We start from the raw sequence: 22,721 nt of genomic DNA, 5'->3' as shown, positions 1-22,721 counted from the left end.
CATCTCCGAAATGTCCAAACCACGCGGTCCTCGACAAGCTCCATCCCGTGCCATCCCGAGCGCCTGGCAGGCAGCTCTGGCCGGGAGTGCCGCCGATCCGCTGAAGCGGGCCGAGTGGCTGACGTCGCTGGATCACCAGCTGCGCCTCGCTTTGCCGTTGCAGTTGGCCGCACATGCGCGGCTGGCCAACGTCGATGGAAACCGCCTGGTGTATGCAGTGGATGGCCCGGCCTGGGGCAGTCGCCTGCGCCTGTCCGGTGATGCCATCCTCGATGCCGCCCGTTCCCTCGGGCTGGCCGTGGATGCACTGGTGGTCCGCATTGTGCGGATGCCCACGCAGCCGGGGGTGGCAGTACGTTCGCCACTCCCTGGATCTTCTTCCGGCAGTGAGCGCTCCGCGCTGCGCGCCGCGCGCGAGCTGATCGCGCAGGGGCCTGCCGATGACCGGGACGATGTAAACGCGCCCAAGCCATCCCGGGCCGATCGGCTGCGCGCACGGCGCCCGCCTCGTCCGGAGGATGCATCCTAGGGGTGATGGCGACCCGGCGTGTTAAGGGATCGCTCGAAACCGGGGTTCAAACCGGGACGTACGTCCCATAAACAGCCGGGCGACGGGCCTCGTCGGCCGCCGGTTCATCTTCGAAAGTGGCCAGTTCCCAAGCGTCGGTGGTGGCCAGGACCTGGCGCACCAGCGCGTTGTTGAGGGCGTGGCCGGACTTGTGGCCGGTATAGGTGCCGAGTACCGGATGGCCGAGCAAATAGAGGTCGCCCACGGCATCGAGGATCTTGTGGCGGACGAATTCGTCGGCGTAACGCAGACCATCCTCGTTCAACACGCGGAATTCATCGAGGACGATGGCGTTGTCCATCGAACCGCCGAGGCCGAGATTGCGTTCGCGCATGAATTCGAGATCGCGCATGAAGCCGAAGGTGCGCGCGCGGCTGACTTCGCGGATATAGCTGGCGGTCGAGAAATCGACCACCGCCTGCGACAGCGAGGCCGGGATCGCCGGATGGTTGAAATCGACGGTGAAATCGAGGCGAAAGCCATCGTGCGGGGTGAACGCGGCGCGCTTGTCGCCATCGATCACTTCCACCGGCTTGGTGATGCGGATGAATTTCTTCGGCTTGTCCTGCTCGACGATGCCTGCCGACTGCAGCAGGAACACGAACGGGCTGGAGGAGCCATCCATGATCGGCACTTCCGGCGCCGACAGGTCGATCCAGGCGTTGTCGATGCCGAGCCCGGCGAGGGCCGACATCAGGTGTTCCACCGTGTTGACGCGCACGCCGTCACGGGCGAGCCCGGTGCACAGCATGGTTTCGCTGACCAGATCGCCTCGCGCGGGCAGCTCGACCGCCGGCTCGAGATCGACGCGACGGAACACGATGCCGGTATCCACCGGCGCCGGGCGCAGGGTCAGGAAGACCTTTTCGCCGCCGTGCAGGCCGACGCCGGTCGCACGGATGACGTTTCGCAATGTGCGTTGGCGGATCATGCGGAAGCGGTCGCGACCATGAAAAGTAAAGACGCGCCGACCGCTTCGCGGTTGACGCAGCGGTTCAGATTAACACGCAGGGTGCTGAACCTGAATATAAGTGTCGGGGACAGAAGCCCCACCAGCGGCGCAGCTGGCGGGGATTGGATCAAGCCGACCGACCGACTTCCTCGCGCCCGCGAGGGAGGTGGGGCAGCGGCGGAAGCCGGCCGGTCAGAAGCTCCGGACGATCAATCCGCCTGACGGCGAAGGAAGGCCGGGATGTTCAGGTAATCGCTCGGCAGGTCGGCAATCGCCGGCGCCGGGCCGCTGTCGGCCGGAACGCTGGCTGCCCCCTGGCTACGACCGCGCAACACCGACGAGATCGAATGCGTCGGGTTGTAGGGCTCGTTGCCGCCGATGGCATCGACCGGCAGGCCGGTGGTGCCATCCAGCTTGGGACGCTCGCGCACCAGTTCCACCTGCGGGCGACGCTGCGGCGCGGCGTCGTAACCGCGCGATTCGTGGCGCGGGGCGATGCGCCCGGCGTTGACCGGGTTGAGGCCGGTGGCGACCACGGTGACGCGCACTTCGTCCTGCATGTCGGGATCGAGCACGGTACCGATGACCACGGTTGCATCCTCGGCGGCGAACTGCTCCACCGTGCGACCGACTTCGTCGAACTCGGCCATGGTGAAGTCGGGACCGGCGGTGATGTTGACCAGGATGCCGTTGGCGCCGGACAGGTTGACGTCGTCGAGCAGCGGGTTCTGGATCGCGGCTTCGGCGGCGGCCTGGGCACGATCATCACCACGCGCGTGGCCGGTGCCCATCATCGCCAGGCCCATTTCGGACATCACGGTGCGGACGTCGGCGAAGTCGACGTTGATCAGGCCGGGACGCACGATCAGGTCGGCGATGCCCTGCACGGCGCCCTGCAGCACGTCGTTGGCGGCGCGGAACGCCTGCACCATCGTCGCGTTGCGGCCGAGCACGGTGATCAGCTTCTCGTTGGGAATCGTGATCAGCGAATCGACGTGCTGCGACAGTTCCTCGATGCCCTTGAGTGCGACCTGCATGCGGCGGCGACCTTCGAACGGGAACGGCTTGGTGACCACGGCAACGGTGAGGACGCCCATTTCCTTGGCCAGCTGCGCGACCACGGGTGCGGCACCGGTGCCGGTACCGCCACCCATGCCGGCGGTGATGAACACCATGTCGGCACCGTGCAGCGCCTCGATGATGCGTTCGCGGTCTTCCAGCGCAGCCTGGCGGCCGACTTCCGGATTCGCGCCTGCGCCGAGGCCCTTGGTGACGTTGCCGCCGAGTTGCAGCTGCATCTTCGCGCCGCAGTTCTTGATCGCCTGTGCATCGGTATTGGCAGTGATGAATTCCACGCCCTCGATGTTGCTGTTGACCATGTGTGCCACGGCATTGCCACCGCCGCCGCCCACGCCGACCACCTTGATGACCGCGTTCGGGGTCATCCGTTCAACCAATTCAAACTGTGCCATGTCGTTACCCTCGCTTTGATTGCTTGTCGATGCCATCGGCGGGATGCGCCTCCCGTGACTCCTCCGGCGTTGTAGTGCACTGCTTCTTTCGTGTTGCCTTGCCACGTGTTGCGTGTTGCGATGCCGCACTTGCCTATCGCGTCAGAACTCGCCGCGATACCAATCCTTCAATTTGTTGAGGAAGCCGCCAGCGCGACCGCCGCCCGACAGCAGCGGACGCGAACGTCGCGGCTGTTCGTGTTGCGCGCCCATCAGCAGCAGGCCGACACCGGTGGCATGCACCGGATTGCCGACCACTTCGCCAAGGCCGGTGACGTGCTGGGGAATGCCGATGCGTACCGGCATCTGCAGCATTTCCTCGGCCAGTTCGACCACGCCTTCCATCTTCGCGGCACCACCGGTCAGCACCATGCCGGCGCGCACCAGTTCCTCGAACCCGGAGCGACGCAGTTCCGCCTGCACCATCTCGAAGATTTCCTCGTAACGTCCCTGCACCGCGTGCGCCAGCGTCTGTCGCGGCAAACGCCGCGGCGGGCGATCGCCCACGCTCGGCACCTGGATGGTTTCTTCCGCGGTGGTCATCTGCGCCAGCGCGCAGGCGTAACGCACCTTGATCTGTTCGGCTTCCGGCGTCGGCGTGCGCAGCATGTGGGCGATGTCGCTGGTGACGTGATCGCCGGCGATCGGCAGCGACGCCGTATGCGAGATCGCGCCCTGCACGAACACCGCGATATCGGTGGTGCCGGCGCCGAGATCGACCAAGGCAACACCGAGCTGGCGTTCGTCTTCGGTCAGCACCGCAGTGGCCGACGCCAGCGATGCCAGTTCGAGTTCATCGACCTGCAAACCGCAACGCTGCACGCACTTGACGATGTTGGTTGCGGCCGATTGCGCGCACACCACCAGGTGGGCATGCACTTCCAGGCGCACGCCGCTCATCCCGACAGGATTGCGGATGCCTTCCTGGGAATCGTCGAGGACGTATTCGCGCGGGATGGCGTGGAGGATGCGCTGGTCGGCGGGAATGGCGACGGCCTTGGCGGCGTCGAGCACGCGTTCGAGATCGTCGTAGGTGACTTCGCTGTCGCGCAGCGGGACGATGCCCGGCGAGTTGCGGCACTGGATGTGGTTGCCGGTGATCGAGGCGTAGACCGAGCGGATTTCGCAACCCGCCATCAGTTCGGCTTCCTCGACCGCGCGCTGGATCGACTGCACGGTCGATTCGATGTCGACGACCACGCCGCGCTTCAATCCGCGCGATTCGTGGGTGCCGAGGCCGATCACTTCGATCGGATTGCCCGGTGAGTATTCGCCGACCAACGCCGTCACCTTGGAGGTGCCGATGTCGAGTCCGACGATGAGCGACTTGTCGCCTTTGCGATTCATGAGATGCGGTACGCCATGAGTGGAACGTGGAACGGAATGCGGGATGTGTCCGCGTTGAATGCGATCGGTGTCGGCAGCGGCAGCGGTGCCGGCAATGCAGGCGCCGGTGTCGTTTCCGGTGCGGCGGGCTTGGCGGCACCAGGCTTGCGATCGCCGGCGGCGGGTGCGCCGCTCCACACCAGCGCGAAGCCATTGGTGTAGCGCAGGTCGGCGCGTTGCAGCGGACGCCCCTGTTGCGCGACCAGGCGCGGCATCAAGCCGGCGAAGCGTTCGATGCGCGCTTCGGCATCGTTGCGCCCGATCACGACTTGCGTGCCGTCGGACAACACCATGTTCCAGCTGCCGCGACGGTCCTGCGCCAGCGTGTTGACGCCGATGCCGGTGGCCGCGAACAATTCGCGCGACTTCGCGTACAGCGCCAGCACGTCGGCGACATTGCGCGGGTCGCCATCGAGTTGCGGCATGCCCTTGGGCAGCACCATGCCATCGTTGCGCGGGAACAGCAGGCCCTTGTCGGACACCAGCTGCGACTTGCCCCAATAGGCGAACGGACGCTGCGCATCGACCTTGACGTCGATCTCGTCGGGCCAGCGCTTGCGCACTTCCGCATGCGCGACCCACGGCAACGTCGACAATGCGGCCTGCGCCTTGTGCAGATCGGTGGCAAAGAAGCCACGGCGGGTCAGCGGCGCCAGCGTGGCGCGCACTTCAGCGGCATCGCCGGGGTTGAGTTCGCCCTCGATGCGCAGGCGACGGAACGGGAAGCGTTCGACGCCGATCCAGCCGTTGAGCACGGCAACCACCGGCAGCACGATCACGCCGATTGCCAGCAGGCCAGCGAGGATGCGCAGCAGATTCCTCATGCCGCACCTCCGAGTGTCTTTTCGAGGATGCGCCAGCACAGTTCCGCGAAATCGATGCCGACCTGCCCTGCCGCCTTCGGCACCAGCGAATGGCTGGTCATGCCCGGCGCGGTGTTGACTTCCATCAACGCGAAACGGCCATCGGCGTGGCGCATCACGTCGACGCGGCCCCAGCCGCTGCAGCCGGCGCTGCGGAACCCGGCCATCGCGAGACGACGGATCTCTGCTTCGTCATCGCCCGACAATCCCGGGCAGATGTACTGGGTGTCATCGGAAATGTATTTGGCGTGGTAGTCGTACCACTCGCCCGGCGGCACGATCTTGACCGATGGCAACGCGATGTCGCCGAGGATGCCGACGGTGTATTCGCCCCCAGCCACCAGTTGTTCGGCCAGCAGTTCGCCATCGTAGGTTTTCGCGAACTCGACGGCAGGCGCGAGATCGCTTTCGCCCATCACGCGGAACACGCCGACGCTCGATCCTTCCGCCGATGGCTTGATGAACACCGGGAAGCCGAGCTCACGCACCGCAGTCGCGACATCGGCACCATGCGGCAGTCGCACGAAACGCGCGGTCGGCAAGCCTTCCGCCAGCCACACCTGCTTGGTGCGGACCTTGTCCATCGTCAGCGCACTGCCGAGCACATCGGGGCCGGTGTACGGAATGGCGAATGCTTGCAGCAAACCCTGCAGCACGCCGTTCTCGCCGTCGCCACCGTGGAGGATGTTGAACACGCGATCGAAACGCTTGGCCGCGAGTTGTTCGACCAATGCCGGAATGCCATCGATGGCGTGTGCATCGACACCGCGCGCACGCAGCGCTGCCAGCACGTTGGCGCCGGAATTCAACGACACTTCGCGCTCGGCGCTGGTGCCGCCCAACAGCACGGCGACGCGTCCGAACACGGCGGGATCAGTGGTGCGCAGCGCGGGCACGCGAATCATGTCATTCACCGCGCTCATGCCGCACCTTCCTGCGCCGCGAGTCCTTCGCGGGCCAGCTTCTGCGCGGCAGCGCCGATGTCGCCCGCGCCCATCATCAGCAACAAGTCGCCGTCCTGCAGCACGTTGGCGAGCACGTCCGAGAGTTCGGCGGCACTGTTCACCACCACCGGATCGACGCGGCCGCGGGTGCGGATCGCACGGGCCAGCGACTTGCCATCAGCGCCGGCAATGGGCGCTTCACCAGCCGGATAGACCTCGGTGAGCAGCAGCGTGTCGGTGGTCGCCAACACGTTGGCGAAATCATCGAAGAGATCGCGGGTGCGGCTGTAGCGATGCGGCTGGAACGCGACGACGAGGCGACGATCCGGCCAGCCGCCACGCGCGGCTTCGAACACCGCCGCCAGTTCGCGCGGATGGTGGCCGTAGTCGTCAACCACGATGACCTTGCCACCTTGCGGCAGTGCAAGTTCGGCGAGTTGGTTGAAGCGGCGACCGATGCCAGCGAAGCCTTCCAGCGCACGCGCGATCGCCTTCGCATCGACACCCAGCTGCCAGCCGATGGCGGCGGCGGCCAGCGAGTTCTGCACGTTGTGGCGACCAGGCAATGCCAGCGTCACCGGCGTACTGGTGCCATCGGGCAGGCATAGTTCGTAGTGCATCCGTGCGCCCTGCTGGGTGACATTCGCGGCACGCACGTCGGCTTCTGCGTGGAAGCCGTAGGTCAGCACATGGCGCGGCGTATCCGCAGCGAGCGCGGCGACATCGTCGTCGTCGATGCACAGCACCGCGAGTCCGTAGAACGGCAGGCGATGGAGGAATTCCGAGAAGGCGCGCCGCACGTTGGCGAAGTCGCCACCATAGTTTTCGAGATGATCGGCATCAATATTGGTGATGACGGCGATCAGCGGGTTGAGGCGCAGGAAGCTGCCATCGCTTTCGTCCGCTTCGGCGACCAGCCACGAACCATCGCCGAGCTTGGCATTGGCGCCGGCGGCAAGCAGCTGTCCGCCGATCACGAAGGTCGGATCGAGACCGCCTTCGGCGAGCACGCTGGCCGCGAGCGAAGTCGTCGTGGTCTTGCCATGCGTGCCGGCGATGGCGATGCCGCGGCGGAAGCGCATCAGTTCGGCGAGCATTTCCGCGCGCGGCACCACCGGGATGCGTTGCGCGCGCGCTTCCATCAATTCGGGGTTGTCGGCCTTGATCGCCGACGACACCACCACGCAATCGGCGCCAAGCACGTTCGACGCGGTGTGGCCGCGATGGATCGCCGCGCCGAGTTGCGCGAGGCGACGCGTCGAGGCGTTGTCGGCGTTGTCGGAGCCGGAGACCTGGTAGCCGAGCGTGCACAGCACTTCGGCAATGCCGCTCATGCCGACGCCACCGATGCCGACGAAATGCACGCGACGGAACTGCTGGGCGAGATCGCCCGCGTTCTGCAACCGGCGCTCGTGGATGGTGGAGATCATGCGGCCACCTTCATGACAGCATCGGCAACGCGCTGCGCGGCATCGGGACGGGCAAGCGCACGCGCCGCGCGCGCCATCGCCAGGCGGCGCGACGGATTGGCGGCGAGATCGCGCAGCACGCCAGTGAGGTTGTCGGCCAGCTGCGTGTCCTGGTGCAGCAGGATTGCGGCATCGTGATCGACGAGGTATTGCGCGTTGCGGGTCTGGTGATCGTCGACCGCCTGCGGGAACGGCACCAGCACGCTGGCGACGCCGACCGCACACACTTCGGCCAAAGTCAGCGCGCCGGCGCGGCAGACCACGACATCGGCCCACGCATACGCGGCTGCCATGTCGGAGATGAAGGCTTCGACCGTCGCCTCGACACCGGCCTGCGCATACGCGGCCTCGGCGTCGGCGACCTGCTTCTCGCCACATTGATGGCGCACGGCGAACTTGTGGCCGATCTGCGCCAGCGCCTTCGGCACCGCATCGTTCAATGCGCGCGCGCCCTGGCTGCCACCGAGCACCAGCAGGCGCACGCGATCGCAACGACGGTCGATGCGTTGTTCCGGCGCCGGTACCCGCGTGATCACGTCGCGCACCGGATTGCCGACCACGGTTTCCTTGGCGAACGTATCGGGGAATCCCGTCAACACTTCACGCGCGAGTTTCGACAGCACGCGATTGGTCATGCCGGCGGCGCGGTTCTGTTCGTGCACGATCAACGGAATGCCGAGCTGGCGTGCGGCCAGTCCGCCCGGGCCTGCGGCGTAACCGCCGAAGCTGATCACCGCGCGCGGCGCATGCCGGCGCAATACCGTGCGCGCGGCGGCGACCGCACGCAGCAACCGCAATGGCAATCCGAGCAAGGCTGCAGCACCCTTGCCGCGCACACCCTTGACCGCGATGGTGTCCATCGGGATGCCGTACTGCGGCACCAGACGCGTTTCCATCGCGCCATCGGCGCCCAGCCAGCGCACATCGATGCCGGCATCGCGCAACACCTTGGCCACGGCGAGTCCGGGAAAGATGTGGCCACCGGTGCCGCCGGCGAGGATGATCACGGGTCCGTGGCCGCTCATTCGCGTTCCACCTTGTCCAACACCGGTTCGACGCGACGACGTTGCGGAGTGGCGGACGGACGCTCGCGACGCAGCAACTTGCCGAGGCTGTGTGCCACTGCTGTGCGCGCATCATCTGCTGCGGTGCGCATGGTGCGCTCCGGGATGACCGCTTCCGGCGCCTGCGAAGCCGTCGCCGTTTCGCCACGACGCACCGCGACTTGCCGTTCGGCGCGCGTGAGTTCGTAGGACACGCGCAGCAGCAAGCCGAGCGCAGCGCAGGTGGCCAGCAGGCTCGATCCGCCATAGGAAATGAACGGCAGCGTGAGTCCCTTGGTCGGCAGCAGGCCAAGGTTCACACCGATGGAAATGAAGGCCTGCAACGCGATCCAGGTGCCGATGCCGAAGGCGCAGAAGCCGGCGAAGAAGCGCCGCATGTCGACACACCTCAGCCCAATCACGAAGGCGCGACCGACGATCAGCATGTACATGGCGATCACCGCGCACACGCCGACGAAGCCGAGTTCCTCGGAAATCACCGCCATGATGAAGTCGGTATGCGCTTCCGGCAGGTAGGACAGTTTCTGCACGGAACCACCGAGGCCAACGCCCCAGAATTCGCCGCGCCCGATCGCCATCAACGCGTTGGTCAGCTGGTAGCCGGAGCCCAGCGGGTCTTCCCACGGATTGAGATAGGAGACCAGCCGCTTCATGCGGTATGGCTCCATCAAAATCATCAGCGCCAGCGCCGGCATCGCCAGGATCGCCGGGATCAGCATGCGCGGCATGTGCACGCCACCGAGCACCAGCATCATCGCGGTGATCATGAACAACAGCGCGGTCGAGCCGAAATCCTTCTGCACCACCAACAGGATCGCGCCCATCGCGCAGGCGACCAGGATCGCCTTGAGCATCGCCTTCCAGGTGCCGTTCACTTCATCGCGAAAACGCACGAGATAGCTGGCCAGCCACACGATCATCAACAACTTCACCACTTCCACCGGCTGGAAGCGGGTGACGCCGAGGTTGATCCAGCGCCGCGCGCCCTTCACCGTCACGCCGAGGCCGGGCACCGCGACCACCAGCAGCAGCGCGATGCACACCAGCGGCAACAACTTGCTGTACGACTCGACGTCCTTCAGCTCGGTGCGCATCAACGTCCACGCCAGGAATATCCCGGCAGCGAGGAACAACAGATGGCGCTCGAGGAAATAGAACGGCGATTTGCCATTGCTCACCGCTTCCGGGAACGAGGCGGACGCCACCATCACGGTGCCGAACGCCAGCATCGCGAGACCCGCGATCAGCAACCACGCGTCATAACGGCCAGTGATGGCATCGGCGCGGGTGGCTTGCTGGACGCGGGATGCGATCGTCGCCATCAGCGCACCTTCAACGTTGCGAGGCCGACCAGCACCAGCACGACCGTGATGATCCAGAAACGCACGATCACGCGCGGCTCCGGCCAACCCTTCAGTTCGAAGTGGTGATGGATCGGCGCCATCCGGAACACTCGCTTGCCGGTGAGCTTGAACGACGCCACCTGGATCATCACCGACAGCGTCTCGATGACGAAGATGCCGCCCATGATCACCAGCACCAGTTCCTGGCGGACGATGACTGCGATCGTGCCGAGCACCGCACCGAGCGCGAGCGCGCCGATGTCGCCCATGAACACCATCGCCGGATAGGTGTTGAACCACAGGAAGCCGAGGCCGGCGCCAGCGATCGCCGAACAGATGATCAGCAACTCGCCCGCGCCCGGCACCGCCGGAATCTGCAGGTATTTGGAGAATTCGGCGTTGCCCGACAAATACGCGAATGCACCGAGGCCGCAGGCCACCATCACCGACGGCATGATCGCGAGACCATCAAGACCATCGGTGAGGTTGACGGCATTCGAGAAGCCGACCACCCACAGATAGACGATGGTGATGAAGCCGATCCCGGCCAGCGGCAACGCTACCGACTTGAACAGCGGCACGTAGAAGGTGGTCGCGGCCGGCACCGCGGCGAAGTTCCACAGGTAGATGCCGATGCCGAGACCGAAGATCGATTGCAGCAGGTACTTCCAGCGCGACTTCATGCCGTTGGGATCGCGCTTGACGATCTTGATCCAGTCGTCCCACCAACCGATGGCGCCGTAGGCCACCATCGCGAACAGCACGATCCACACGTACTTGTTGCGCAGGTCGCCCAGCAGCAGCACCGTGGCGAGAATCGTCATCAGGATCAGCACGCCACCCATGGTTGGCGTGCCGGCCTTGGAGAAATGCGATTGCGGACCATCGGTGCGGATCGGCTGGCCGCCACTCTTGAGCGACGCAAGATGGCGGATCACCTTCGGGCCCCACCACAGCGACAGGCCGAGCGAAGTCAGCGCCGCCAGGATGGCGCGGAAAGTGAGGTAGTTGAACAGGCCGAAGTGGATCTGCAGCTGCCCGAGCCAGCGGAACAGTTCAAGCAGCATGGCGCTCCCCCGTCGTCAAAGCACGCACCACCCGATCCATCGCGCTGCCACGCGAACCCTTCACCAGCACGCGCACGCCGCCATGCAACTCGCGCGCGAGCGCGGCGACCAAGGCGTCGTGGCTGTCGAACACTTGCGCGCCATCGCCAAACGCAGCGGCGGCTTCCGCACTCAACGCGCCCAGCACGTACAGACGCTGCAGGCCGGCGGCTTTCGCCTGGCGGCCCGCCTCGGCGTGCAGGGCAATGGCATCCGGCCCGAGTTCGCGCATGTCGCCGAGTACCAGCCAGCGTTCCTGTTCGGGCGATGCCGCGAGTGTCTGGATCGCTGCCGCGGTGGAACCGGGGTTGGCGTTGTAGCTGTCATCGACCAGCACCGCGCCGTTCGCCAACTTTTGCGTCACCAGTCGCCCGCCAACGGAAGTGGCTGCAGTCAACCCGCGCACGATGGTGTCGAACGCAACGCCGAGACCTAGCGCCAGCGCCGTCGCCGCGAGAGCGTTGGCGATGTTGTGGCGGCCGGGCAATGCCAGTCGCACTTCGGCTGCACCCAACGGCGTCACCAGATGGAACTGCGAGCCATCGGCATCACCGCGGATGTCGCGCGCGACGACATCGGCGCTGGCATCGAGGCCGAAGCGGATCAGGCGGCGACCATGCGCGCGCTGCGCGAAATACGGTGCAAAGGCATCGTCGGCATTGATCACCGCGACGCCATCGCCGGGCAATGCGTCGTAGATCGCCGCCTTGGTGTCGGCGACGCCGAGCAGGCTGCCCATGCGCTCCAGGTGTGCCGGCGCGATGTTGTTCACCACCGCCACGTCGGGACGGACGATGCGTGTCAGATAGGCGATGTCGCCCGGTTGGCCTGCACCCATCTCGTACACCGCGAACGGCACGTCGTCGGGCGCATCGAGAACCGCCAGCGGCAGGCCGATTTCGTTGTTGCGATTGCCGGGCGTGGAATACACCGCACCATGCACTTGCAGGATGCTGGTCAGCAACGACTTGACGCTGGTCTTGCCGTTGCTGCCGGTGATCGCCGCGACTTTGGTCGTGCGCGGGCGCTGCACTTCACCGGCCCATGCGGCCAGCGCCAATTGCGTGTCGGCGACAACGATCTGCACGATCGCGACATCGGCAGCTTCGCGCGACACCAGCGCCGCGACTGCGCCCTTGGCCGCTGCATTCACCACATGATCGTGGCCATCGAAACTCGGGCCTTTCAGTGCCACGAACAGCACGGCGCGACCTTGTGCATCGGGCAGCGCGCGGCTGTCGGTGGAAACAGCATCGATGCGCGCATCGCCAGTGCCAACCACGCGACCACCGCACATGCGCGCGATCTCGTTCACCGTCTGGGCCCTCATGGGTGGGCCTCCAGCGCGGCGCGCGCGACGGCCAGATCGTCGAAAGGATGCTTGATCCCCTGCACTTCCTGGTAGCTCTCGTGGCCCTTGCCGGCGATCAGCACGATGTCGTCGGCACCGGACTGGCCGATGGCGAGATCGATGGCGCGACGACGGTCGCGTTCGACGACCACCTGTTGCGGATGCAGGAAGCCGGCAACGATGTCGTGGACGATGGTGTCGCCATCCTCGTTGCGCGGATTGTCGTCGGTGACGATGACCAGTCCGGCGCCGTCTTCGGCGATGCGTGCCATCTGCGGACGCTTGCCGCGGTCGCGCTCGCCACCACAACCAAACACACAGACCATGCGGCCTTTCAGATGCGCATGCAGCGATTCCAGCGCCTGTTGCAGCGGATCTGGCTTGTGCGAATAGTCGACCACCACCAACGGCAGGCGACCATCGCCACCGAGGCGATTCATGCGACCTGCAACCGGCCGCAGCTGCGGCAACAATATGGCAATGGTGTCGAAATCGCGGCCCTGCGCATGCAGCACGCCGGCCACTGCCAGCAGGTTGTCGGCATTGAAACGGCCGAGCAGCGGCGACTGGATGCGCTGGCGACGATCGCCGACGCGCAGTTCGAAGGCGATGCCGCGCGCATCGAGCGCGAGTGCTTCGGCGGCGATGTCGGCAGTCGCATCGCCATGCGCGGAGGTGCTGATCGCGCGGACGTGCGCCGGCAGTTTCGCCGCCAGTGCGCGCCCGAAGGCGTCATCGATATTGATCACGCCAACGTTCAATTCCGGACGCTGGAACAGCCGCGCCTTGGCCGCGCCGTAGCTGGCCATGTCGCCGTGGTAGTCGAGGTGATCGCGGGTGAGATTGGTGAACACGCCGATGTCGAAGCGCACACCATCGACGCGACCTTGCTCCAGCGCATGCGAGCTGACTTCCATCACCACCGCGGTGGCACCGGCGGCGCGCAATTCCACGAACAGTTCGTGCGTTTCCAGCACCAATGGCGTGGTGAAGCCGGTCGCTTGTTCCTGGCCGTACAGGCCCGCCCCAAGCGTACCGATGGTGCCGCAGGTCACGCCGAGCAGGCTCCACGCCTGCGCAATCAGTTGCGTGGTCGAGGTCTTGCCGCTGGTGCCGGTGACGCCAACCACGTCCATCGCGGCAGTGATGTCGCCGTGGATCGCATTGGCGAGATCGCCCATGCGCGCACGCAGGTTCGGCACCGCGATCGCATTCGCTGGAACGGTCACATCGTCCGGCGCTGGCGGATCGTAGAGCACCGCCACCGCGCCGCGCGCCAATGCTTCATCGACATGGCGCAGGCCGTGGCGGCTGACGTCGTTGCTGGTCGGCAGGATGGCGATGAAGGCCTGTCCTGGACGCACGGCGCGACTGTCCGAGGCGAACCCGGTCACTTCGAGATCGGCAGGAATGCCGGCGATATCGGGCAGCAACGTGGCGAGGCGGTGCTTCATTGCATCGACTCCCGCACTTCTTCCGGTGTCGGCTCGGGATCGCCCGCAGGTGCAGCCTTCGCCGTCTTGGTGCGCCCCGATGCCTGCGCCGCGAGCCAGGTATTGATGTCGTCCGGCGGCACGTCCTGCAGGCGCAGCGCGCCTTCCATCACGTTGCGAAAAACTGGTGCCGCCCAGGTGCCACCGTAATAGCCCTTCGCGGTGTCGGGGTTGTTGACCACCACCACCATCGCGAAGCGCGGGTTGTCCACCGGCACCACGCCGGCGAAGAACGCCAGGTATTTCTGCGCGTAACCGCCATTGCTGGCGATGCGCGCGGTGCCGGTCTTGCCGGCGACGTGATAACCGAGGATCGCCGCGAGCGTCGCGGTGCCACCGGGCTCGGTCACCGTCTGCATCATCTTCATGATGGTGTGCGCGAGTTCCGGCGTGATCACCTGCTTGCTCTCGCCGCTGCCGCCCTTCACGAACGACGGCACGGTAGCGACGCCACCGTTGGCCAGCGTCGCATAGGTATGCGCGATCTGCAACGGCGTGACCGACAGGCTGTAACCGTAGGACATCGACTGCTTGGTGGTGCCATACCAGCGCGGCGGTGGCGGGAACAACCCGGCCGCTTCACCCGGGAATCCGCTGTGGGTGCTCTGGCCGTAGCCGAAGCGACGGACGAAATCGTAGAACTGCTCGTTGCTGAGGCGACGCGCGATCAACGCCGCGCCGACGTTGGAACTCTTGGTGATCACCCCGGTCGTGTCGAGCACACCATGGTTGTGGGTGTCGGAGGTCCAGTAATTGCCGTTGGGAATCCGACCCGGGTTGGTGTTGAACAGCGTGTTCGGGGTGATGACGTGCGCTTCCAGCGCCGCGGCCACGGTCAGCGGCTTCATCGTCGAACCGGGCTCGAGCAGATCGGTGACGGCACGGTTGCGATGGGTATCGCGATTGGTGCCGTTGATGTTGTTGGGGTTGTACGACGGCACGTTGGCCATCGCCAGCACTTCGCCGGTATGGATGTCCATCACCACTGCGGAACCGCTGCTGGCGCCGGCGCTGGTCACCGCCTTCTGCAATTCGCGGTAGGCGAGGTACTGGATGCGGCGATCGATGCTGAGCGCGAGATCCTTGCCCGGCTGCGCCGGCTTGAGCAGATCGACGTTCTCGACCGTTTCGCCCTGGCGATTGCGCAGGATGCGCTTCTCGCCCGGCTTGCCGCGCAACCATTCGTCGAACGCCAGTTCGACGCCTTCCTGGCCGTGATCGTCGACGTTGGTGAAGCCGAGCACATGCGCCACCGCGTCGCCCTGCGGGTAGAAGCGCTTGAACTCGCGCACGCCGTACACGCCCGGGATCTTCTGATCCAGCACGCGCTGCACCAGCGTCGGGTTCATGCGCCGGCGCAACCACAGGAATTCCTTGTCGGCCTTCTGCGACAGGCTGCGCTGCAGTTCGTCGACGGGCATGCCCAGCGCCTGGGCCAGACGCGCGATCTGTTCTTCGTCGCCAGCCAGTTCCTGCGGATTCGCCCACAGCGACATCACCGGCGTCGATACCGCCAGCGGTTCGCCGTTGCGATCGGTGACCATGCCGCGCGTGGTCGGGATCTCGACATCGCGCTGGAAACGCACGTTGCCCTGCTTCTGGTAGAAATCGGCGTGTACCAGCTGGCGATCGACCGCGAACGCGATCAGCGCCACGCTGCACAGCCCGAGACCACCGCAGACCATCAGCACGCGACCGCGGATGTCGTAGCGGGAACGCCCGATGCGGGTGCGACGCTCGCGATCGATCAGGTTGTGGATGATGTCGCGCAGGCTCATTGGCGCACCACCACGGTGTCTTCCGGCCGCGGGTTGTCCATGTGCAGGTGTTCGCGCGCGGCACGATCGATCAATGTCGGCTCGGCCCAGGTCGCCTGTTCCAGCTGCAACTGGCTGAACTGCAGGTCGAGTTCGTCACGCGCCTTTTCCAGCTTGCTGAGTTTCGAGAACAGCTGGCGATGCTCGAAACGATCGTAGGAGACGGCAATCCCGCTCGCGACGTTGGCGATCAACAGCAATCCGAACAGCGCCCAGCCACTCATGCGCGGGCCTCCAGCTTCTCGGCGACGCGCAACACCGCGCTGCGCGAACGCGGATTGGCGCCGAGTTCATTGCTGTCGGCGCGGATGGCCGATCCCAGCGCGCGCAGGGTCGGCGTGAACGTTTCGAGCTGCGGCAAGCGGCGATTGGCCGGCGGCGCCTTGGCGTGGCGCGCGATGAACTGCTTGACGATGCGGTCTTCCAGCGAATGGAAGCTGATTACCGCCAAGCGACCGCCCGGCTTCAGGCGATCATGCGCGGCGGCGAGTCCGGCTTCGACATCGGCCAACTCATTGTTGATGTGGATGCGGATGGCCTGGAAGGTGCGCGTGGCCGGATGGCTGGTGTCTTTTCCCCGTGGCACCACGCGCGCCACCAGTTCGGCCAGTTCGGCGGTACGGGTCAGCGGCGCGGTTGCGCGACGCTCGACGATCGCGCGGGCGATGCGGCGCGACATGCGTTCCTCGCCGAAGGTCCACAGCACATCGGCGATCTCGCGCTCGTCGGCACGCGCCAGCCACTGCGCGGCACTCTCGCCACTGCTGGTGTCCATGCGCATGTCGAGCGGACCATCCTTGCCGAAGCTGAAACCGCGTTCGGCGATGTCCAGTTGCGGCGACGACACCCCGAGATCGAGCAGCACGCCGTCAAGACCATCGGCCGTTGCATCCCACTGCGCCAATTCGGCGAACGAACCCTGGTGGATCGACACCCGCGCATCGCCATCGGCCAGCCGAGTGGCCTCCGCGATCGCTTCGGGATCCTTGTCCATCACCAGCAGCCGTCCTCCGGCGCCAAGCTTGTCGAGCACGCCGCGGGCGTGGCCACCACGACCGAACGTGCCATCGAAAAAGGTTCCATCCCCTTTCACCTGTAGCGCTTCCATCACTTGCGAAAACAGAACCGGAATGTGGGACTGCGAGGCGGGCGCCGCCGTCGCGCCGCCCGTCACAACTTCAACTCGAGCATCTGCGTGCTCAGGTCGTCATCGCTGATTGACTGGCGGATCTGCGCGTGATGCGCCTGCTCGCTCCACAACTCGAACTTGTCGCCCATGCCCAGCAGGACTGCCTTCTTTTCGATGCCGACGGCACTGCGATGACTGGCGGGAATGGAAATGCGGCCGCTGGCGTCGAGCTCGACCGGCGCCGACGAACCGACCAGGTTGCGCTGCAGGCGGCGATGCGCGCTGAGCGATCCCGGCAGCGCGTTGACCTGGTCGCGCACCTTCTCCCACACGTCCTGTGGGTAAAGGAACAGGCAACCGGGCTCGAAGGGGTTGTAGGTGATGACCAGGCGATTGCCGCAGGCCGACACGGCGTCGCGATGGGCGGCGGGAATGGCAACCCGGCCCTTGTCGTCCACTGTGATGGCGGTCTCACCTTGAAACATGTCGCCCTCGGGCAGCGACCCGATCCGGGTCGCCCTGCATTCCACAAAGAACCACCAATTTCCCGGTGATCCCACGAATGCCCACCTTAGGAGTCGGTTTCAGGGATGTCAACAAGCGTTCAAGAGGAAATTCGTCAAGCAGGTCAAGGACTTGCGAAGACTTTCAGAGAATTGTTCAACATTTATCCACAAGCAGTTGTTTCGTCTCAAATTTTGAGATTGTTCAGCCTCCACCACCGGACGTGGCGTGGCCAACCTGAAGAGAATCTGCGCCAACCCATTCATGTTGCGGCGCATCAAAACGTGGTCGGTAGCGCAGATCCGGCCGCTTGGGAAGGGCAAGGCCGATCAATGTGCCCGCGATGCGGGCAATCGAAAGAAAAGAAGTGCGGAGCCGGCCGATAAGCCGGGTTCTGTCGTGGACAGTCATTCCTCTAGGCCGCCCATCGCTGGACGGCTCAAGCAACCTACCCGGAACCGACGCGGGCCGCGCCGATGGTTCCCTATTTGGTCTTGCTCCCGATGGGGTTTGCCGTGCCGGTCGGTTGCCCGACTCGCGGTGCGCTCTTACCACACCATTTCACCCTTGCCACGCGCCCGAAGGCCGTTCGGCGGTATCTTTCTGTTGCGCTATCCGTCGACTCGCGCCGCCCAGGCGTTACCTGGCATCGTGCCCTGTGGAGCCCGGACTTTCCTCGGCACCGCGAACGGTGCCGCGACTGTCTGGCCGACTCCGCGCTGTCATTCTACCGCTTCCCCACCGTACAGCGCCTTGCGCGGTGCGCCGCTGAGTTCGGCGGCCAGCTTCGCCGCCTGCGACGGTTTCAGGTATTCGCACAATTTCGCGTACAGGCGCTGGCCTTCGGCGATCTTCGCATCGACATCGTCTGCCGCGCCCTCCACCAGCACCACGAATTCGCCTTTCTGCTGGTTGGCATCGGATTCGACCTGTTGCAGCAAGGCGTCGAGATCGCCGTCGAGCACGGTTTCGAACAGTTTGGTGAGTTCGCGCGCCACCACCGCCTTGCGCGTGCCACCGAAGGCGTCGCGGGCATCGACGAGGAAATCGCGGATGCGGTGCGAGGATTCGTAGAAGATCAGCGTGCGCGGTTCCGCCACCAGTCCTTGCAGGCGTTCGCGTCGCGCCGAAGCCTTGGCCGACAGGAAGCCTTCGAACACGAAACGGTCGCTGGGCAAGCCGGCCACGCTCAATGCGGCGACCAGCGCCGATGCACCGGGCACCGGACTGACGCGGATGCCGGCCTCGCGCGCCATGCGCACCAGCCGATAGCCGGGATCGCTGACCAATGGCGTGCCGGCATCGGAGACCAGCGCCAGCGAATCGCCGGCCAGCAGCCGGTGCACCAATGCCGCACTGGCCTTGGATTCATTGTGATCATGCAGCGCCAGCAGCGGCGTGGCGATGCCGAACTGCTGCAGCAGCGGGCGGGTATGGCGCGTGTCCTCGGCGCAGATGGCGGCGACGCGCTTCAAGGTCTCCACCGCGCGCGCGGTGAAATCGCCCAGGTTGCCGATCGGCGTGGCGACGATATGCAGTGTTCCGGGCGTGGGCGTGTTCATCAGGACGGGCGCGGTAGAATCGAAACCAGACTATCACCGGCCCATCGCAGGAAGACCGCATGCGCACCGCATTCGCCAAGTTTGGAATGATCCTGCCGCTGGCCGCCGCACTCGCGGCCTGCGCAACGACCAGCACCACCAAGGCACCCACCGCGCCAGTGGCGACGGCAGCCGCAACCACGCAAGGGCATGTCGATGTCAGCCAGCGACCGCCGGGCGATGCCGATGGCTACCGTCCACCGTTGAAGGTCGGCGTCCTGTTGCCGCTGTCCGGGAATCTCGCCGTTGCCGCAGCGCCGGTACGCGACGGCTTCATGGCCGGCTATTACAACGAGCGTCGCCGCCGCCCGGAAATCCGTTTCTACGATTCGTCCGCGGGCGCAAACGTCGCCTATGGCAAGGCGCTGGCCGATGGCGCCGATTACGTGGTCGGACCGTTGTCGCGTGAAGGCGTTTCGGAACTGTTCGCCAAGAGTCCGCTGAAAGTGCCGGTGCTGGCGCTGAACCAGAGTGACGCGAAGACGCCGGCTGGCAGCCTGAGCTTCGCGCTGTCGCCGGAAGACGAGGCGGAAGCCATCGCCCAGGTGCAGTTGTCGTCGGGTATTCGCAAGGCGATCGTGATCGCTGGCGCCGATGCCACGCAGAAGCGCGCAGCCTCGGCGTTCCAGGGCTATTTCAACGATCACGGCGGCAAGGCCGCAGCGGCCATCGTCTACACCGGTGGTGACGGATTCGCGACTGATGTGCAGAAAGCCGCGCAAACGCTGGGTGGCATCGATGGCGTGTTCATCGCACTCAAGGGCGACCAGATCGCAGCGATGGCGCCGAAGCTCGCGGCAACGCCAGCGGCGAATGCGCGCCGTTTCGCCAGTTCGCAGATCCTGCTCGGCATCGGCAAGGGCGACGACAGCGCGCTCGACGGCATCGTCTTCCCGACCGAAGCGTGGAACGTGCGCAAGACCGCATTGGCGCCTGCCGCCAGCAGTCTTGCCACCTTGTCGCCGACCGCGCGTGGTGCAGCGTCGCGACTGTTCGCCTTCGGTTACGACGCGTGGCTGATCACGGCCTATCCGGAACATCTCAACAGCGGTCGCGAAGGTGGCGTGCATGGCGCAACCGGCGATTTGCACGTGGATCGTGATGGAAACATCGCGCGCGTGCCGGGCTGGTCGGTGTTCCGCCAGGGCCAGCCGGTTCCGCTTGCGGAACGCTGACGGCAATTCGCGGCGACTGGTCGGCCAGCAGGTTGAAACTGCGGCGGAAGCGCTGCTGGTGTCGCAAGGCCTGACAACGATCGAGCGCAACGCGAACTTTCGCGTTGGCGAGCTCGACCGCGTGATGCACGACGGCGAGATGCTGGTGTTCGTCGAGGTGCGCTATCGCACCCCGGGCACGTTCGGCGACGGCGCCGATTCGATCGACTGGAAGAAACGCCAACGCTTGGTACGCGCGGCCGAAGCGTGGCTGCAACGCCATCCCGAACATCGCGATCGCAGCTGCCGTTTCGATGTGGTGGATGCGCACGGAGATCCTGCATCTCCTGCCCTGCGGTGGATCCGTTCGGCGTTCCGCGCTGACGAGATTTGAGCGCGCGCGGTAGCTGAGAAATATCATCCCGAAGCAGAGAGGGATCAGCTCTCTCGCGCCCGGCGTGCGCCCGCTTGGGTGTCCCTATTGCCGACACGCCGTGGAGCTGGTCACACACGCCAACCAGCGCGTGCCTTGATCGCCCAGCAGCCAGCCTTCTATCCGAAATGCTGATATCCGGATGACGGCAACTGCACTTCACCACCACCCGCATCGATGGCACGCACGCCCTGCCCTGAGACTACGCGTCCAATGCGCGTCAGCGCCACATCCAAAGAATTCGACAATGCTTCGATCACCGAATGCTGCGTCGGATCAGCACTGAAGCACAACTCGTAGTCATCGCCAGCGGTTTGCAGGCGCCAACGTTTCGCACCTTCCACTTGCACCGCGAGCACCTCCGACGCCGGCAACGCATCGAGCCGCACTTCCGCGCCAACGCCACTCGCCACGCAGACATGGCCGAGATCCTGCAACACGCCATCGGAGACATCGATGCAGGCATGCGCGATGCCGGCCAGCGCACGCCCCAATTCGCAGCGAGGTGATGGCCGATCAAGACGGGATCGCAATTCATCCGCACACGGCTTGTTCTGCAACACCTCGCGCAAGGCCAATGCGGCATCACCGAGGGTGCCGCTCATCCAGATGTCATCGCCCACTTTCGCGGCGTCGCGACGCAACGCGGTGCCTGCCGCAACGGTTCCGCACGCGGTCACCGTCAGCGACAACGGACCAAGCGTGGTATCGCCACCGACCAGCGCGATGTCGTGTTGCACGGCAAGCGCGAGGAAACCATCGATGCACGCGTCCAGCCAAACGTCGTCCGGCGCGGGCAACGACAACGCCAGCGTGCACCACGCCGGCGTTGCACCCATCGCTGCGAGATCGGAGAGATTGACCGCCAGCGCTTTCCAGCCGACATCGAATGCCGAGGTGTCTTCGGGAAAATGCACGCCACGATTGAGCGTGTCGGTGACGATCACCAATTCCCTGCCAACAGGCGGGCGCACGATCGCGCCATCATCGCCAATGCCGAGCACCACATCCGACCGCGGCGATATGCGCGCCGCGATCCGGGAGATCAGCTCGAACTCGCCGCTCACCGCGTGCGCGGCGCCTGTACCTCGACGCCGCGCCAGGCTTCGGCCGCGCGATCGAGCACGCCATTGATGTAGGTGTGGCCATGTTCGGCGCCGAAACGCTTGGCGGTTTCGATCGCCTCGTTGATCACCACGCGATACGGCACGTCGATGCGCTGGCGCAGTTCGTAGGTCGCGATGCGCAACACCGCGCGTTCGACCGGATCGACCTCCTCGACCTCGCGATCCAGCAGCGTGCGCAAGGCGTCGTCGTTGTCGTGGCGATGGGCGAGCACGCCCTTCACCAGATCCTCGAAATAGACGAGATCGGCCTGCTCGCGCGCCTGTTCGTGCGCGAATTGCGCGATCACCTGGCGCGTTTCCCCGCCCGACATCTGCCAGGCATAGATCGCCTGCATGGCGCGACGACGCGCACGCGTGCGCAGGACCGGATCGATGCCGTCGTGGCGACGGTGACCGGCGCCGCTCACTTCAGGCGCTCCAGCAAATTCGACATTTCCAGGACCACGAATGCGGTCTCCTCGCCCTTGTTGCCGTGCGAACCACCGGCACGCGCCTCGGCGTCTTCAACTTGCTCCACCGCGAGCACGCCATTGGCCACCGGCACGCCATGTTCCAGCGCCACCTGCATCAGCCCCTGCGAGCAACCATCGGCGACGTGTTCGTAATGGCGGGTATCGCCACGCACCACGCAACCCAGTGCGACGATGCCGGCATGGCGTCCGCCCTTGGCCAGCGCGGCGCAGGTCAGCGGCAGTTCCCAGGCACCGGGCACGCGCACCAGGTCGATCTGCGCCTCGTCAACGCCATTGGCCTTGAAACCGGAACGCGCGCCCTCGATCAGCGCCTCGGTGATGCGCGAGTTCCAGCGGCTGGCGACGATGGCGAAGCGGGCGCCATCGGCGGCGCGGAGATCGCCTTCAAAACTGGGCATGAAGATCCGGGATACGGGGAAAGTACTAGTTTAGC

Annotated in this window: 21 protein-coding genes, 1 other RNA gene and 1 pseudogene; 3 read left to right on the top strand and 20 right to left on the bottom strand. The window is 65.5% G+C overall.

Annotation, left to right across the window (positions count from 1 at the left end; genetic code table 11):
- Positions 1-10: 10 nt before the first annotated feature.
- The gene (locus Lysil_RS04620) at positions 11-529 is read left to right on the top strand and encodes a DciA family protein (RefSeq protein ID WP_103074354.1); all 519 of its coding nucleotides are present in this window, start codon (positions 11-13) and stop codon (positions 527-529) included.
- Positions 530-575: 46 nt separating this feature from the next.
- On the opposite strand, the gene lpxC is transcribed toward Lysil_RS04620, so the two are convergent.
- The 17 genes and pseudogenes from lpxC to rsmI form a co-directional block, all read right to left on the bottom strand.
- Positions 576-1,499 carry a UDP-3-O-acyl-N-acetylglucosamine deacetylase gene (lpxC, locus tag Lysil_RS04615; protein WP_103074353.1) on the bottom strand — a complete coding sequence of 308 codons (924 nt, stop codon included), beginning with the start codon at positions 1,497-1,499 and terminating at the stop codon, positions 576-578.
- Positions 1,500-1,729: 230 nt separating this feature from the next.
- Positions 1,730-2,992: a cell division protein FtsZ gene (ftsZ, locus tag Lysil_RS04610; RefSeq protein WP_103074352.1), complete on the bottom strand. Its 1,263-nt coding sequence runs from the start codon at positions 2,990-2,992 to the stop codon at positions 1,730-1,732.
- Positions 2,993-3,133: 141 nt separating this feature from the next.
- Positions 3,134-4,378, bottom strand: a complete 1,245-nt coding sequence (gene ftsA, locus Lysil_RS04605) for a cell division protein FtsA (protein WP_103074351.1) — start codon at positions 4,376-4,378, stop codon at positions 3,134-3,136.
- Positions 4,375-5,241, bottom strand: a complete 867-nt coding sequence (locus tag Lysil_RS04600) for a cell division protein FtsQ/DivIB (protein WP_103074350.1) — start codon at positions 5,239-5,241, stop codon at positions 4,375-4,377. Before Lysil_RS04600 ends, ftsA begins: the two co-directional genes overlap by 4 nt.
- Complete coding sequence (locus Lysil_RS04595) at positions 5,238-6,185, bottom strand: D-alanine--D-alanine ligase (RefSeq protein ID WP_240600292.1); 948 nt, start codon at positions 6,183-6,185, stop codon at positions 5,238-5,240. Before Lysil_RS04595 ends, Lysil_RS04600 begins: the two co-directional genes overlap by 4 nt.
- Before the next feature lie 14 nt (positions 6,186-6,199).
- Positions 6,200-7,654: a UDP-N-acetylmuramate--L-alanine ligase gene (gene murC / locus Lysil_RS04590; RefSeq protein ID WP_103074348.1), complete on the bottom strand. Its 1,455-nt coding sequence runs from the start codon at positions 7,652-7,654 to the stop codon at positions 6,200-6,202.
- Positions 7,655-7,656: 2 nt separating this feature from the next.
- Positions 7,657-8,718: pseudogene (gene murG / locus Lysil_RS04585) on the bottom strand (undecaprenyldiphospho-muramoylpentapeptide beta-N-acetylglucosaminyltransferase); the annotation flags it as partial.
- On the bottom strand, positions 8,715-10,079 hold the full coding sequence (gene ftsW / locus Lysil_RS04580) for a putative lipid II flippase FtsW (RefSeq protein WP_103074346.1): 1,365 nt from the start codon (positions 10,077-10,079) through the stop codon (positions 8,715-8,717). The gene ftsW and the pseudogene murG, both read right to left, overlap by 4 nt.
- Positions 10,079-11,167 (bottom strand): phospho-N-acetylmuramoyl-pentapeptide-transferase, encoded by a 1,089-nt coding sequence (gene mraY, locus Lysil_RS04575; protein ID WP_103074345.1) that lies wholly within the window; start codon positions 11,165-11,167, stop codon positions 10,079-10,081. Before mraY ends, ftsW begins: the two co-directional genes overlap by 1 nt.
- Positions 11,157-12,536, bottom strand: a complete 1,380-nt coding sequence (locus tag Lysil_RS04570; protein ID WP_103074344.1) for a UDP-N-acetylmuramoyl-tripeptide--D-alanyl-D-alanine ligase — start codon at positions 12,534-12,536, stop codon at positions 11,157-11,159. The genes mraY and Lysil_RS04570 overlap by 11 nt, the downstream gene beginning before the upstream one ends.
- Positions 12,533-14,011 (bottom strand): UDP-N-acetylmuramoyl-L-alanyl-D-glutamate--2,6-diaminopimelate ligase, encoded by a 1,479-nt coding sequence (locus tag Lysil_RS04565; protein ID WP_103074343.1) that lies wholly within the window; start codon positions 14,009-14,011, stop codon positions 12,533-12,535. Before Lysil_RS04565 ends, Lysil_RS04570 begins: the two co-directional genes overlap by 4 nt.
- A complete protein-coding gene (locus tag Lysil_RS04560) occupies positions 14,008-15,828 on the bottom strand; it encodes a peptidoglycan D,D-transpeptidase FtsI family protein (RefSeq protein WP_103074342.1) in 1,821 nt (606 codons plus the stop codon). The genes Lysil_RS04565 and Lysil_RS04560 overlap by 4 nt, the downstream gene beginning before the upstream one ends.
- Entirely contained in the window at positions 15,825-16,091 is a 267-nt protein-coding gene (gene ftsL / locus Lysil_RS04555; RefSeq protein ID WP_103074341.1) for a cell division protein FtsL, read from the bottom strand. The genes Lysil_RS04560 and ftsL overlap by 4 nt, the downstream gene beginning before the upstream one ends.
- Positions 16,088-17,041, bottom strand: a complete 954-nt coding sequence (gene rsmH, locus Lysil_RS04550) for a 16S rRNA (cytosine(1402)-N(4))-methyltransferase RsmH (RefSeq protein WP_103074340.1) — start codon at positions 17,039-17,041, stop codon at positions 16,088-16,090. Before rsmH ends, ftsL begins: the two co-directional genes overlap by 4 nt.
- Positions 17,038-17,481 carry a division/cell wall cluster transcriptional repressor MraZ gene (gene mraZ, locus Lysil_RS04545; protein ID WP_103074339.1) on the bottom strand — a complete coding sequence of 148 codons (444 nt, stop codon included), beginning with the start codon at positions 17,479-17,481 and terminating at the stop codon, positions 17,038-17,040. The genes rsmH and mraZ overlap by 4 nt, the downstream gene beginning before the upstream one ends.
- Before the next feature lie 386 nt (positions 17,482-17,867).
- An RNA gene (gene rnpB / locus Lysil_RS04540) (RNase P RNA component class A) lies at positions 17,868-18,216 on the bottom strand.
- A gap of 6 nt (positions 18,217-18,222) precedes the next feature.
- On the bottom strand, positions 18,223-19,062 hold the full coding sequence (gene rsmI / locus Lysil_RS04535) for a 16S rRNA (cytidine(1402)-2'-O)-methyltransferase (RefSeq protein ID WP_103074338.1): 840 nt from the start codon (positions 19,060-19,062) through the stop codon (positions 18,223-18,225).
- Between the two features lie 59 nt (positions 19,063-19,121).
- Between rsmI and Lysil_RS04530 the strand changes: the two genes are divergently transcribed.
- Entirely contained in the window at positions 19,122-20,276 is a 1,155-nt protein-coding gene (locus tag Lysil_RS04530; RefSeq protein ID WP_103074337.1) for a penicillin-binding protein activator, read from the top strand.
- A complete protein-coding gene (locus Lysil_RS04525) occupies positions 20,263-20,649 on the top strand; it encodes a YraN family protein (RefSeq protein ID WP_240600090.1) in 387 nt (128 codons plus the stop codon). Before Lysil_RS04530 ends, Lysil_RS04525 begins: the two co-directional genes overlap by 14 nt.
- A 158-nt stretch (positions 20,650-20,807) precedes the next feature.
- On the opposite strand, the gene thiL is transcribed toward Lysil_RS04525, so the two are convergent.
- From thiL to ribH, 3 genes are read right to left on the bottom strand one after another with little or no spacing between them, the layout of a single operon-like run.
- Complete coding sequence (thiL, locus tag Lysil_RS04520; RefSeq protein WP_103074335.1) at positions 20,808-21,755, bottom strand: thiamine-phosphate kinase; 948 nt, start codon at positions 21,753-21,755, stop codon at positions 20,808-20,810.
- A complete protein-coding gene (gene nusB, locus Lysil_RS04515) occupies positions 21,752-22,222 on the bottom strand; it encodes a transcription antitermination factor NusB (RefSeq protein WP_103074334.1) in 471 nt (156 codons plus the stop codon). Before nusB ends, thiL begins: the two co-directional genes overlap by 4 nt.
- Entirely contained in the window at positions 22,219-22,686 is a 468-nt protein-coding gene (ribH, locus tag Lysil_RS04510; protein ID WP_103074333.1) for a 6,7-dimethyl-8-ribityllumazine synthase, read from the bottom strand. The genes nusB and ribH overlap by 4 nt, the downstream gene beginning before the upstream one ends.
- Positions 22,687-22,721 lie beyond the last annotated feature (35 nt).

This window comes from Solilutibacter silvestris (assembly GCF_002895945.1).
In the GTDB taxonomy this organism is placed as follows: Bacteria; Pseudomonadota; Gammaproteobacteria; order Xanthomonadales; family Xanthomonadaceae; genus Solilutibacter; species Solilutibacter silvestris.
The sequence above is the reverse complement of the archived record's forward strand: the minus strand, read 5'-3'. Positions and strand labels throughout refer to the sequence as shown.